Source organism: Streptomyces winkii (genome assembly GCF_032248595.1).
Lineage (GTDB): Bacteria > Actinomycetota > Actinomycetes > Streptomycetales > Streptomycetaceae > Streptomyces > Streptomyces winkii.
The window spans coordinates 655,091-667,765 of record NZ_JASTTH010000005.1; the positions used below are offsets into that span (position 1 = coordinate 655,091).

Annotated in this window: 12 protein-coding genes; 3 read left to right on the top strand and 9 right to left on the bottom strand. The window is 73.0% G+C overall.

Annotation, left to right across the window (positions count from 1 at the left end; genetic code table 11):
• Nucleotides 1–36: 36 nt before the first annotated feature.
• Entirely contained in the window at nt 37–837 is an 801-nt protein-coding gene (locus QQM67_RS18525) for a 3-hydroxybutyrate dehydrogenase (protein WP_314175014.1), read from the bottom strand.
• A gap of 155 nt (nt 838–992) precedes the next feature.
• Between QQM67_RS18525 and QQM67_RS18530 the strand changes: the two genes are divergently transcribed.
• Together QQM67_RS18530 and QQM67_RS18535 are read left to right on the top strand one after the other, a co-directional pair.
• On the top strand, nt 993–1,985 hold the full coding sequence (locus QQM67_RS18530; protein ID WP_314175015.1) for an extracellular catalytic domain type 1 short-chain-length polyhydroxyalkanoate depolymerase: 993 nt from the start codon (nt 993–995) through the stop codon (nt 1,983–1,985).
• 286 nt (nt 1,986–2,271) lie between these two features.
• Nucleotides 2,272–2,688, top strand: coding sequence for a hypothetical protein (locus QQM67_RS18535; protein ID WP_314175016.1), 417 nt, complete (start codon nt 2,272–2,274; stop codon nt 2,686–2,688).
• A gap of 59 nt (nt 2,689–2,747) precedes the next feature.
• Here QQM67_RS18535 and QQM67_RS18540 read toward each other — a convergent pair whose 3' ends face one another.
• Both QQM67_RS18540 and mshA read right to left on the bottom strand, forming a co-directional pair.
• The gene (locus QQM67_RS18540) at nt 2,748–3,338 is read right to left on the bottom strand and encodes a type III secretion system chaperone family protein (RefSeq protein WP_314175017.1); all 591 of its coding nucleotides are present in this window, start codon (nt 3,336–3,338) and stop codon (nt 2,748–2,750) included.
• On the bottom strand, nt 3,331–4,752 hold the full coding sequence (gene mshA / locus QQM67_RS18545) for a D-inositol-3-phosphate glycosyltransferase (protein ID WP_399067060.1): 1,422 nt from the start codon (nt 4,750–4,752) through the stop codon (nt 3,331–3,333). Before mshA ends, QQM67_RS18540 begins: the two co-directional genes overlap by 8 nt.
• A gap of 292 nt (nt 4,753–5,044) precedes the next feature.
• Between mshA and QQM67_RS18550 the strand changes: the two genes are divergently transcribed.
• Nucleotides 5,045–5,854 carry a methyltransferase domain-containing protein gene (locus QQM67_RS18550; protein WP_314175018.1) on the top strand — a complete coding sequence of 270 codons (810 nt, stop codon included), beginning with the start codon at nt 5,045–5,047 and terminating at the stop codon, nt 5,852–5,854.
• A 13-nt stretch (nt 5,855–5,867) separates the two neighbouring features.
• Here the strand turns inward: QQM67_RS18550 and QQM67_RS18555 are convergent, their stop codons facing one another.
• The 6 genes from QQM67_RS18555 to QQM67_RS18580 form a co-directional block, all read right to left on the bottom strand.
• Nucleotides 5,868–6,266 (bottom strand): DUF2267 domain-containing protein, encoded by a 399-nt coding sequence (locus QQM67_RS18555; RefSeq protein ID WP_314175021.1) that lies wholly within the window; start codon nt 6,264–6,266, stop codon nt 5,868–5,870.
• 141 nt (nt 6,267–6,407) lie between these two features.
• Complete coding sequence (locus QQM67_RS18560) at nt 6,408–6,833, bottom strand: Hsp20/alpha crystallin family protein (protein ID WP_314175142.1); 426 nt, start codon at nt 6,831–6,833, stop codon at nt 6,408–6,410.
• Nucleotides 6,834–6,947: 114 nt separating this feature from the next.
• Nucleotides 6,948–8,174 carry a CHAD domain-containing protein gene (locus tag QQM67_RS18565; protein ID WP_314175022.1) on the bottom strand — a complete coding sequence of 409 codons (1,227 nt, stop codon included), beginning with the start codon at nt 8,172–8,174 and terminating at the stop codon, nt 6,948–6,950.
• A 52-nt stretch (nt 8,175–8,226) separates the two neighbouring features.
• Nucleotides 8,227–10,533 carry an RNA degradosome polyphosphate kinase gene (locus QQM67_RS18570; RefSeq protein ID WP_314175023.1) on the bottom strand — a complete coding sequence of 769 codons (2,307 nt, stop codon included), beginning with the start codon at nt 10,531–10,533 and terminating at the stop codon, nt 8,227–8,229.
• Between the two features lie 250 nt (nt 10,534–10,783).
• Nucleotides 10,784–11,740, bottom strand: coding sequence for a mycothiol synthase (gene mshD / locus QQM67_RS18575; RefSeq protein WP_314175024.1), 957 nt, complete (start codon nt 11,738–11,740; stop codon nt 10,784–10,786).
• Between the two features lie 204 nt (nt 11,741–11,944).
• A complete protein-coding gene (locus tag QQM67_RS18580) occupies nt 11,945–12,643 on the bottom strand; it encodes an NADPH-dependent FMN reductase (RefSeq protein ID WP_314175025.1) in 699 nt (232 codons plus the stop codon).
• Nucleotides 12,644–12,675 lie beyond the last annotated feature (32 nt).

Sequence of the window (12,675 nt, forward strand, 5' to 3'; positions counted from 1 at the left end):
CCGCCGGACGGCCCCGTGTTCCGCTCGCCGTGCTCGTCAGTGGGCCGTCCACGCGCCGTCGAGGGGGAGCGAGGCGCCGGTGACGAAGGACGCCTCGGGCGTGCACAGATAGGCCACCGCCTCGGCCACCTCCTCCGGCTCCAGCAGCCGCTTGAGCGCGGAGTCGGCCAGCAGGATCTGCGAGACGACCCGGTCCTCCGAGATGCCGTGGGCCGCCGCCTGGTCGGCTATCTGCCGCTCCACCAGGGGCGTACGGACGTAGGCCGGGCTGACGCAGTTGGAGGTGACGCCGTGCTCCGCGCCCTCCAGCGCGGTGACCTTCGACAGGCCCTCCAGACCGTGCTTGGCCGAGACGTAGGCCGACTTGTACGCCGAGGCGCGCAGCCCGTGCACGGAGGAGATGTTGACGATCCGGCCCCAGCCCTGCTCGTACATGTGCGGCAGCGCGCCCCGTACGAGCCGGAAGGGCGCCTCCAGCATCAGCGTGAGCAGCCGGTGGAAGTCCTCGGGCGGGAACTCCTCGATGGGGCGCACCAGTTGGGCGCCCGCGCTGTTGACGAGGATGTCGGCGCCCGCCGCGGCGTGCTCGGCGGCGTCCAGCCCGCCCGGATCGGTCAGGTCCAGGGGATAGGGCTGGGACGAGCCGCCGCTCTCGGCGTCCTGAAGGGCCCGGAGCCCGTCGGCATCGCGGTCGACCGCCCGGACCTTGGCACCCGCCGCCGCCAGTCTCAGGGCGCACGCGCGGCCGATGCCGCTCGCGGCACCGGTGACCAGCGCGGTGCGTCCGGTCAGGTCGAGGGCGACGGAGTGCGGGCCGGGTGTCAGCTGCTCGGTCATGCGGCAACGCTAGGTCGGCGTGCCCGGGCGGCCCAATGTGGCGGCGCCACACTCACGTCCCGTCACCGCTGGACGTACGACACGTTCGGGCGCCGGCTTCCGCGCCCCTACGGTCGATGAGTCCCCCACGGGACACCCCCCACGGAAGGAGCGCCATGAAAGCCATACGCTCGAAAGCCGCTCTGCTGCTCACCGCCCTGACCGCACTGACCGCCGCCGGGCTCGCCGGCGTGACCGGCGGGGGCACCGCCCACGCCGCGGGCACCGCGGCCGGCCTGGAGAAGGTCGGCGACTTCGGCTCCAATCCCGGAGCGCTCAGCATGTACCGGTACGCCCCGGAGGGGCTGCCCGCGAAGAGCCCCGTCGTCCTCGCGCTGCACGGCTGCACGCAGGACGCGGCGACGTACTTCGAGGGTGCCGGCTGGCAGAAGGCCGCGGACGACGGCAAGTTCTCCGTCGTCGCACCACAGCAGGAACAGGCCAACAACGCGAACAAGTGCTTCAACTGGTTCCAGGCCGGCGACACCGACCGGGACAAGGGCGAGGCGCTGTCGATCAAGCAGATGGTGGACAAGACGGTCGCCGACCTCGACGCGGACCCCTCACGCGTCTTCATCACCGGCCTCTCGGCCGGCGGCGCCATGACGTCCTCGATGCTGGCGTCCTACCCGGACGTCTTCAAAGGAGGTGCCGTCATCGCGGGCCTGCCTGCCGGCTGCGCCGGCACCGTCGCCGAGGCGTTCACCTGCATGAGCCCCGGCGTCTCCAAGTCGGCCGCCGAGTGGGGCGACCTCGCCAGGAAGGCCGCCCCCGACTACTCGGGCCCGCGGCCGAAGGTGTCCGTCTGGCACGGCACGGGCGACACCACCGTGGTGCCGAAGAACGCCGACGAGTCCGTCAAGCAGTGGACGGACGTGCTCGGAGCGGACCAGGACGCCGACGCCACCGAGAAGTTGCAGGGCGGCACCACACGCTCCGACTACAACAACGGTGACGGCGACGTCGTCGTACGCAGCTACATGGTCGACGGCATGCCGCACGGCACCCCCGTCAAGCCGGACGAGGGCTGCGGAAAGGCCGGGGAGCACTTCCTCGACACCATCTGCTCCACGAAGCACATCACCGCGGACTGGGGGCTGGGAGGCTGACGGCGGGTCCCTCCCCGTTCCCGGGCTCCCCCGGGGGTGTCAGCCCTGCACTACCCGGTGCACGCGGGGCCGCTCACACCTCTGGGGGAGCGCGCATGTCCGAGTCCGCAGGCCCGTGTTGGGGCTCCGCGGGCCCGAGTTGGGGCCTTGGCGGACCTCCGCCGGGGGGCCGGCGCGGCCGTCGCGGGACTTCGCGCGCGGGCGCCCCGCCCGTGCTCCTCACACGATGGATCTGCGTCCGCGCCAGCGGGCGCGTCCACGTGCAGGAACACGAGAAGGGAAGCCGATGATCAACCTCGCACGCGCGATAACCACGGCCGGCGTCGCAGTGGCAGTCGGACTCGTCGCCGTACCGTCGGCCTCAGCCGTGGTGAAAGAGGCCCCCAAGACCGTGGCCGCCAAGGCCTCGGCCGAGGCGAAGAAGTCGGCGAAGTCGCAGTCCGCGGCACAGGCCCAGGGGTCGCGCCCCCTCACCGTCAACGTGTACTACGTCATGCACGACGGCCGGGTCGTCAGCGAGCAGGGGCCGGGCGACAACGCCGCGCACCAGGTCGCGAGCAGCTCCGGCGGGATCGACATGCAGACCCAGAACGAATCCGTCAACACGGGCGACCTCAAGGCGGAGGCCGACGGCAGGCAGAGCGGGAGCCCCGTCACCTTCGAGGTCGAGGGGTCGGAACAGGACACGGGAGAGGTCTCCTGAGCCGCTGATCCGTCCCTTCTCCCGGCACACCGGGCGGCGCTCGCCGGCCGGGCCCGTCGTCAGCCCCGCTTGCCGCCGTCCGGTGTGCCTCCGGTCAGATGCGTGAACGCATCGAGATTGCGGGTCGATTCGCCGCGCGATGTGCGCCACTCGTACTCGCGGCGGATCGCCGACGCGAAACCCATCTCCAGCAGCGTGTTGAAGGAGCCGTCGGCGTTCTCCAGCACCGCTCCCAGCAGCCGGTCCACCTCTTCCGTGGTGACGGCGCTCAGCGGGAGCCGGCCCGCCAGATAGACGTCGCCGAGCTTGTCCAGGGCGTAACTCACCCCGTACAGACGGGTGTTGCGCTCCAGAAGCCAGCGGTGCACGGCCGCGTGGTTCTCGTCGGGGCAGCGCACGACGAAGGCGTTGACCGAGAGGGAGTGCCTGCCGACGGCGAGCGAGCAGGTCGTGGAGAGCTTGCGCGTGCCCGGCAGCGTGACGACGTACGTGCCCTCGGCTGGGCTCTCCCACTCCAACTCCGCCTCGCGCAGGGCGTGTTCGACGGTGCTGCGCGCGCGGCGCACGGCGTCGGGGGCCTCGGGCGCCTGGGCGCCTCCGGCCGTCCCGGAGCCCGCGGCGCCCTTCGCTTCGGGCTCGGCGTCAGACATGGGCCGATCGTAGGCGACGGCGTCGGTCGTGCATCGCGTCGGCATAGACCTCCAGCGTGCCCGCCGCCGCGGCGTCCCAGCCGAACCCGGCGGCGTGCCGTGCGGCGGCCTCTCCCATGCGCTCGGCGGGACCGTCCGGCGCGTCCGTGACGAAGTGGCGCAGCGCTCGCGCGTACGCCCGCGGCTCGTGCCCGTCCACGAGGAAGCCGCTCACCTCGTCCCGTACCGCGACCGGCAGTCCGCCCACGGCGGCCGCGATCACCGGTGTCCCGCACGCCTGCGCCTCGACGGCGACAAGCCCGAACGACTCGCTGTACGAGGGCATGACGAGCACGCTCGCCGCCCGGTACCAGTCCGCCAGCTCCTCCTGGTCCACCGGCGGATGGAAGCGCACCATCTCCGAGACGCCCAGCTTCGCCGCGAGCTTGTGCAGCCGTTCCGGCTTGGCGAGGCCGCTTCCGCTCGGCCCGCCCACGACCGGGACCAGCAGCCGGCCGCGCAGCGAGGGGTCCTCGCCGACGAGCAGCGCGACGGCGCGCAGCAGGATGTCGGGGGCCTTCAGGGGCTGGATCCGTCCGGCGAAGAGCGGGATCAGCGCGTCCTGCGGGAGGCCGAGCCGGGCGCGGGCCGCGGCGCGTCCGTCGCCCGGACAGAAGCGCTCCAGATTGACGCCCGGATGTACGACGGCGGTGCGCGCAGGATCGGCCTCGTAGTGCCGTACCAGCTCGGCCGCCTCCTCCGCCGTGTTGGCGATGAGCCTGTCCGCGGCGCGCACTATCTGGGTCTCGCCGATGACGCGTGCGGGCGGCTCCGGGGCGTCGCCGTCGGCGAGCGCCGCGTTCTTCACCTTGGCCATCGTGTGCATGGCGTTGACCAGGGGCACGCCCCAGCGCTGTGCGGCGAGCCAGCCCACGTGCCCGGAGAGCCAGTAGTGCGAGTGCACGAGGTCGTAGTGCCCGGGCCGGTGCCCGGCCCACGCCTGCATCACGCCGTGCGTGAACGCGCAGAGCTGCGCGGGCAGTTCCTCCTTCGCGAGGCCCTCGTACGGACCGGCGTCGATGTGCCGTACGAGCACGCCGGGGGCGAGTTCGACGCTGGGCGGAAGCGCGGCGGCCGTCGCGCGCGTGAAGATCTCCACCTGGGTGCCCTGCTCGGCGAGCTGCTTGGCGAGCTCCACGATGTAGACGTTCATGCCGCCCGCGTCTCCCGTGCCCGGCTGGTGCAGCGGGGAGGTGTGCACGCTCAGCATGGCGACTCTGCGGGGGCGCCGGGCGGGGCCGAGCCTCAGCCGCGGGCGCTGCTGCTGCGGCAGGGCGTCGCGACCGGACCTCCCCCTGAGCCTTCCGCCGGGTGGTACCCCCAGGCCACGGGGGAGGGTGCGGAGCTGACCGAACCGCGCCATGTACTGGCTCACGGGCGATTGCCTCCTCGTGGGGCGCCTGCCGTGGGTGCAGGTGGAGAGCGGACGTCGCGTGCGTGCTGCGTGCCGGGTCCCGCGGGTGTGGGGGCGGGGGTGCGGGGGTGGTGCGGGGGCACGCCCGAGCCGCGGACATGCCGAAGCGGAGCCCGCGGTCCCGTCGTGGTGAACACCGGAGGCGGCGGTTCCCATTTCGGCTTTGCCGAATCGTGACAACCGTGTTTCACCGAAGGCGCCGCCGGCCGAAAGCCCCTGCCGCCCTCGCGCCTCGCCCTCGTACGCTCATGGCATGACCGCCGGCTCCCCGTCCCGCCCCCTGGGCAACGTGACGCGCGGGACCACCGGCCCCAACCGGCTGCGCCGCATGGACCGCTGGATCGCCGCCGTACAGGCACACGCTCTGCGCCGGTCCCCCGCGCCGCCGCTCGTCGTCGACCTCGGCTTCGGAGCCGCCCCGTGGACGGCGCTCGAACTGCTGCAACGGCTGCGCAGGGTGCGTACGGACGTGCACGTGGCCGGTGTCGAGATCGACCCGGAACGGGTCGCGGCGGCCCGCCCGTACGAGCGCGCCGGGCTGACCTTCCTCCGCGGCGGCTTCGAGGTGCCCCTGCCGGGCGGGGCCCGCCCCGTCCTGATCCGCGCCGCGAACGTGCTGCGCCAGTACGAGGAGGCGGAGGTCGCTCCGGCCTGGGCACGTCTGTGCGCGCGCCTGGCCACGCCGGACGGGCTCGCGATCGACGGCACCTGCGACGAGATCGGACGCCGTCATGTGTGGGTCGCTCTCGGCCCCGAGGGCCCGCGCACGGTCACCTTCGCCGCCCGGCTGGGCTCACTGACGTCGCCGTCCGACCTGGCGGAGCGGCTGCCCAAAGCGCTCATACACCGCAACGTCCCGGGCGAACCGGTGCACGCCTTCCTCCGCGACTTCGACCGCGCGTGGGCGACCGCCGCGCCCTACGGGGCGCTGAGCGCGCGGCAGCGCTGGATACAGGCCGTACGGGCGCTGAGCGGACAGTGGCCCGTGCGGGGCGGTCCCCACCGCTGGCGGCAGGGCGAGGTCACCGTCGACTGGCGGGCCCTCGCCCCGCGCGGCGGCTGACGGCAGCCGCGGATCAGGCCGCGCTCAACAGCTGGGCACGCCCGAAGAGCAGCGCGTACCCCTCGGGCAGGTCGGCCAGCATCTTCTCCGTGAGGCCGTCCCCGCAGACCTCCCCGAGCACCGACAGTACGGAGCTGACGTCCCAGCGGGCCGTGGCCGACGTCGCGCCGTCGAGGCGCCGGGCGACGGTCTCCACGAATTCCGCGGCCGTCAGCGGCTTCGTCGCCGGCAGCTGGTACCTCAGGGTCTCGGCGGCCGTCGCCGGCAGCCGCCCGGCGACGCGCTCACGGACGCCGTTCGTCAGATGGCCGCCGAGGGCCGAGAGAACGACTCGGATGACCTGCTTCGTCTCTGCGTCCGTCGCGTATCGGCCGTACTCACGGACCCGGGCCACGAGTTCGTTCCACTGCATACCTGTCTGTCCCTTTCCGTTCACGCGGTTCCCTCCGCGCGGCTGACCTGTCAGGCCGCTCTCCGGAGTGCCCGGAGAGCGGCGGGGAATGTGCGGCAGATCCCGGCGGCGGCGCGAGCCCCTACCCGTCCGGCGGGCGGATCACTTGGTGATCTGCCGGTCGGACGAGCCGCCTCCGCTGATCTCGATCTTGCGGGGCTTGGCCTGCTCTGCCACGGGGATGCGGAGCGTCAGCACGCCGGCGTCATAGGCGGCGTCGATGCGGTCGGCATCCAGTGTGTCACCCAGGAAGATCTGGCGGCTGAACGTGCCCGCGGGACGCTCCGCGGCGATCAGCTCCGCATCCTCCGGGGCGGGCGAGCGGCGCTCGGCGTGGACGGTGAGCACGTTCCGCTCGACGTCCAGATCGATGGACTCGGGGGAGACCCCCGGCAGATCGAAGTGGATCACGAAGTCGTCGCCCGAGCGGTACGCCTCCATCGGCATGCCCGCCGGCCGCGCCTGGGTCCCGAAGACCTGCTGGCTGAGGCGGTCGAACTCCCGGAACGGGTCGGTACGCATGAGCATCACGGTCATCTCCTTCCGTGGGTTGCACTCCCGTGCGATGCCCTGTGCTTTCTTATATACCTCGACCCGAGGAAAGTTGACAACCTCCGACTCAACTGCGCCTCTTTTCGCAGCTCAGAGCGCTTGCGGTGCTGCTTCTCGGCTGTCGCTCACCACCTGCTGCCAGAGCTTGCCGAACTCCCGGCGGGCGGCCTCCGCCTCCTGGCGCTGGCCGGCGTGGAGCACGCCGAGCGCGTATGCCGTGGCGGGCGCGATGCGGGGTGTACGGGCCGCCGCTGCCGCCGCCTCGGCCGCCTCCACCGCGTCGCGGTACCGGTCGAGCGCGGCGCTCGCCGCCGTGAGCCGCTGTTCCGCGCCGGGGAGTCCGGGCGGCACGGCCGGACCGGAGGGGCCGGACGGGCCCGCCGGGCTCGCGGGACCGGCCGGGCCGGAGCCCGCATCCCGCTCCTCTCCGCCGGGGCCCGCGCCGCGCGGGGGCCCGGCCGTGGCGGCGTGCAGGACCTCCTGCGCGTACCGGTGGTGACGCAGCAGGATCCGGACCTCGAACCAGGCGGCGTCCTGCCTGCTCTGCGCGTCGTGGCCCGCCCGCGCCTCGGGCCCGTCCCGTCCGTCCCGCGCCTCCCGTCCGTCCCGCGTCTCCCGTCCGTCCTGCACGTCGCGGCCTTCGCGCCGCCCCGACGGGGCCCGCGGCGACGGCGGCCCCGAGGACGGCAGCGTCTCGACGGCGTGTACGAGGCGCTCCCTCGCCCGCTCCGCCAGCGGTACGAGCACCGCTCCTGCCGCGCCACGTGGCGCGTCCGCGGCGAGCGGGACCTCGTAGGCCAGCACGGCCACCGAGTCCGCGACCGCGTGGAAGCGGGAGGAGACCAGCGCCTCCAGGGCGGCGGAGTGCGCACGGCTGCGGGCGAGGCTGTGCTGCCGCTCCAGCAGCGCCGCGGCCCGGTCGCCGCCCACGCCCTCGACGGCCAGCAGATGCAGCGCGGCGAGCAGCCGGGTCTGCCGCGCGGCGCACCGGTACTCGCGCGCCAGCGTGCCCGACAGTCTGCGCAGCTCGCTGCTCAGTTCGTCCGCCCACGCGGCGTCCACGAGCGGGCGGTACGTCAGGAGGGCGGAGCCGATCCGCCGGGACGCACAGCGCAGCCGGCGTACCGCCTCGGCCGCCGCGGGCGCCGACTGCGCGCTGCCCACGCTCTCCTCGTGCGTGCGCAGGCCGCGCAGGAAGTCGGCCGCCCAGGCGTGCAGACATCCGCTGAGCACCTCCGCGGCGTCCGCCGTCTCCAGGCCGGACGCCGGCGCCGCGGTGCCGGCGGGCCCCGCGAGCCCGCCTGCTTGTCCCCTCACGGCTCTGTCACCCCCTCACCCCGTCGTTCCGTCACCGAGACTCCGTAACCGGTCAGCCCGGCGCCGGTCCGCGTCGGCGCCTGCGGCCCTCGATCAGCGATTCCTGGATGTTGCGCAGCGGCTGCCCGTCCGCGTCGTGTGCGTACCGGGTCCACTCGCCGTCCGGGCCCAGGTGCCAGGAGGCCGTGTCGTCGGCCATGCCCGTCTCCAGCAGCCTCGTCAGCGTGGCCCGGTGCGCGGGGTCGGGCACGCGGACCAGCGCCTCGATACGGCGGTCCAGGTTGCGGTGCATCATGTCGGCGCTGCCGAGCCAGACTTCCGGGTCGCCGCCGTTTCCGAACGCGAATATTCGCGAGTGCTCCAGGAACCGCCCGAGGACGCTGCGCACCCGCACCGTCTCGCTCAGTCCCGGAACTCCCGGGCGCAGCGCACATATGCCGCGCACCCAGAGATCGACGGGCACGCCCGCGCGCGAGGCGCGGTAGAGCGCGTCGACCACGGCCTCGTCGACGATCGAGTTGAGCTTGAAGCGCACGTACGCCGGCTCTCCCGCGCGGTGCCTGCGGATCTCCCGGTGGATGCGCGAGACCAGCCCGTCGCGCAGCGAGGTGGGCGCGACGAGCAGCCGCCGGTACGACTCGCGCCGCGAGTAGCCGGACAGCCGGTTGAAGAGGTCGGACAGGTCGGCGCCGACCTGCTGGTCCGCCGTGAGCAGGCCCAGGTCCTCGTACAGACGGGCCGTCTTGGGGTGGTAGTTGCCGGTGCCGACGTGTGCGTAGCGGCGCAGCGTGTCGCCCTCCTGCCGCACGACCAGCGAGAACTTGCCGTGCGTCTTGAGCCCGACCAGGCCGTGCACGACATGGCAGCCGGACTCCTCGAGCTTCCGCGCCCACTTGATGTTGGCCTGCTCGTCGAAGCGCGCCTTGATCTCGACGAGTACCAGCACCTGCTTGCCGGACTCCGCGGCGTCTATCAGGGCGTCGACGATCGGGGAGTCGCCCGAGGTGCGGTAGAGCGTCTGCTTGATCGCCAGTACGTCCGGATCCGCGGCGGCCTGCTCCAGGAACGCCTGCACGGAGGTGGAGAAGGAGTCGTACGGGTGGTGCAGCAGCACGTCGCGCTCGCGCAGCGCGGCGAAGATGTCCGGCGGCTTCGCGGACTCGACCTGCGCCAGGTCGCGCTGCGTGCCCGCCACGAACTTCGGGTACTTCAGGTCCGGCCGGTCCATCGCGTGGACGATCCCGGACAGCCCCGTCAGATCCAGCGGCCCCGGCAGCGGATACACCTCCGCCTCGGAGACGTTCAGCTCCCGCACCAGCAGATCGAGCACGTACGGGTCGATCGACTCCTCGACCTCCAGGCGCACCGGCGGCCCGAAGCGGCGGCGCAGCAACTCCTTCTCCAGGGCCTGGAGGAGGTTCTCGACGTCGTCCTCCTCGACCTCCAGGTCCTCGTTACGGGTCACGCGGAACATGTGGTGCGCCAGCACCTCCATGCCCGGGAACAGCTCCTCCAGGTGCGCGGCGATGACGTCCTCGACGGGCACGTACCGCTGCGGCGAGGCCTCCAGGAAGCGCGACAGCAGCGGCGGGACCTTCACGCGTGCGAAGTGCTGCTGACCGCTGACCGGATTGCGCACGACGGCCGCGAGGTTGAGCGAGAGCCCCGAGATGTACGGGAAGGGGTGGGCCGGATCGACGGCCAGCGGCGTCAGCACCGGATAGATCCGCTGCCGGAACAGGGTGAAGAGCCGGGCCTGCTCCTTCTCGGTCAGCCCGTCCCAGCGGATCAGGTGCAGGCCCTCCTCGGCGAGGGCCGGGGAGATGACGCGCTGGTAGCAGTCCGCGTGCCGTGCCATCAGCTCGCGCGAGCGCGTCCAGATGTGCTCGAGCGCTTCGCGGGGCTGGAGGCCGGACGCGGAGCGCGTGGCGACGCCGGTCGCGATGCGCCGCTTGAGGCCCGCGACGCGGACCATGAAGAACTCGTCCAGGTTGCCCGCGAAGATCGCGAGGAAGTTCGCGCGCTCCAGCAGCGGCAGCTCCTCGTCCTCGGCGAGCTCCAGCACGCGCTCGTTGAACGCAAGCCAGCTGCGCTCCCGGTCGAGGAAGCGGTCCGGCGGCAGATCGTCCTCCGAGGCGTCCCCGGAGAGCGCGTCCGCGGGAAAGACGTCCGGGTCGGAGTCGAGGTCCGGGTCCAGGTCGGAGACGGTGCCGCCGCTGCTGCGGTCGGCGGGCATGCTCGATGCGACGTCGAACGCGACGTCGTGGCGCGCATCGTCGTCGTGGGCCTCGTGGGCGTCGTAGTGGGGATCGAACGGGGTGGGGGATGCGGATGCGGCACGCGAGGTGGGCTCGCTCATGACTCCATTGTTCCCCGTGCCCGTGTGAGCGACAGGGGCGCGGAGGCGACGAGCAGGGAGCTGCATTCCGTGATGCTCACAAGCCCGTCTTAATCAGCGGTTACGCGCACATGGCCACCGGGCGAGCGGCACACCACCGGCACATCCTCCGGAGAAACGCGGCCGGGCACCGCCTCACGCGCCTCGGGCCGCTCACGGGCCCCTCGCGCCCCTCGCTCCGGGCCCCTCGCGCCCCTCGCTCCGGGCCGGTCTAGCTCTCCGTGCGGTACATCAGGTCCGTCTCGTACGTCGTGAAGCCGAGTCTCTCGTAGACCCCGACGGCCGCGAAGTTGTCCGCGTCCACGTAGAGCATCGCCGTGGGCAGCCCCCGGTCGCGCTCCAGGTGCCGCAGCCCGATGGCCGTGAGCGCCTTGCCGAGGCCGCTGCCCTGCGCCTCGGGCGCGACGCCCAGCACATAGACCTCGCCGAGCTGCTCCGCGCTGTGCACCTTCGTCCAGTGGAAGCCGACGAGCGAGCCCTCCCGCTCGGCGAGGAAGAAGCCCGACGGGTCGAACCAGGGCTCCGCCTTCCTGTCGTCCAGATCGCGCTGGGTGAGGCTGCCCTGCTCGGGGTGGTGCGCGAAGGAGGCGGCGTTCAGCGCCAGCCATGCCGCGTCGTCCTCGCCGGGACGGAACGTGCGCACGGTCACGCCCTCGGGCAGCCGCGGCTCGGGGAGCGCGGGAGCCGCCTCGGCCGAACCCGCGCCGGCCGCCCCCGTGCCCATCCCGCTGCCCGTTCCGGTCTCCCTCAACGGCCGCCGCATCTGGCGCAGTTCGCGGAAGAGGCTGAGCCCGAGCACCTGCGCGAGATGCCGTGCGGCCGGGTGCCCGCCGTGCGCCCACACGCGCAGCCGCTTGCCCGACTCCTTGAGCAGGGCGTGCCCCAGCTGCCGCCCGTAGCCGCGTCCGCGCTGCGCGGGGTGGACGGCCAGCTCGCCCGTCGGCGGCTCGACGGGATCGGTGTCCTCGAGCTGTGCGTAGCCGACGAGTTCGCCGTCGTGCCGCAGCAGCAGATGCCGCACGCCGGGGCGCCGGCCGCCGCGCAGCTGGAGCCGGCCCTGCTCGGAGAGGGGGGACTGGCCGTCCGTACGGGCCGACTCGTCGATCAGCGACTGCACGTCCCGTACGACATCGGCCGACGCCTCGTCGACTACCACCACGTCGTTCATGGGACACGACCTTACGAGACGAGCGGGGCGCTCCACCTCCCGCCCGGCACGAACCGGCTGACGAGTGGCCGGGGTTCGCGCCGGAGGCGGGGGATGCGGACGGGCATGGACGAGTGCGGGAGGGTGCGGACGGATGCGGACCGGTTCGGGCACGCGCGGCCGGGTTCGGGCAGGCGCCGCGGGCCCCTGTTGGTGCTATCGGCGTCAAGCGGCCGAGCCGTAGGGGGACTTGGCTCGCGCCTCGCGCAGCGCGGTCCCCCACCAGTGCAGCTGCCGCAGCATCCCCTTGGCCGCCGCCGAACTGCCCTCCTCGTCGCGGGGGCGGCCGTCCTCGTCGAAGCGCTCCCAGGCCATGTGGAAGCTGAGCGTCTCGCGGACGGTGACGGCGTGCAGTTCGGCGAAGACCGGCCGCAGATGCTCCACCGCGCGCTGCCCGCCCGCCATCCCGCCGTACGAGACGAAGCCGGCCGGCTTGGCCTGCCACTCCTCGCGGAACCAGTCGATGGTGTTCTTCAGCGGCGCCGGAAAGCTGTGGTTGTACTCGGGGGTGACGATCACGAAGGCGTCGGCCGCGTGCAGCCTCTCCGACAGGCCGCTGCGCACGGCCTGTACGGCGGGCGGCAGCGGTGCGCCGAACTCCGGGAAGGCGACGGGCAGTTCGTGTTCGGCCTCGGCCAGGTCGATGACGTCCACCTCGAAGTCGCCGTATGTGCGCGCTTCTTGCGCGAACCAGCGCGAGACGACCGGCCCGAACCGGCCCTCCCGGACGCTTCCGACGATGACCGCGAGGCGCAGCGGGCCTCCGGCCGCGCCCCCGGGTTCGCTCTCCGCTTCGGCCGAGGCCGGGGTGCTCGCGGTGTCTGCGGTGTCTGCGGTGCTTGTGGTGTCTGCGGTCCTGGTCATGGGGTGCTCTCTCTCCTCGGGCGCAGCGGCGG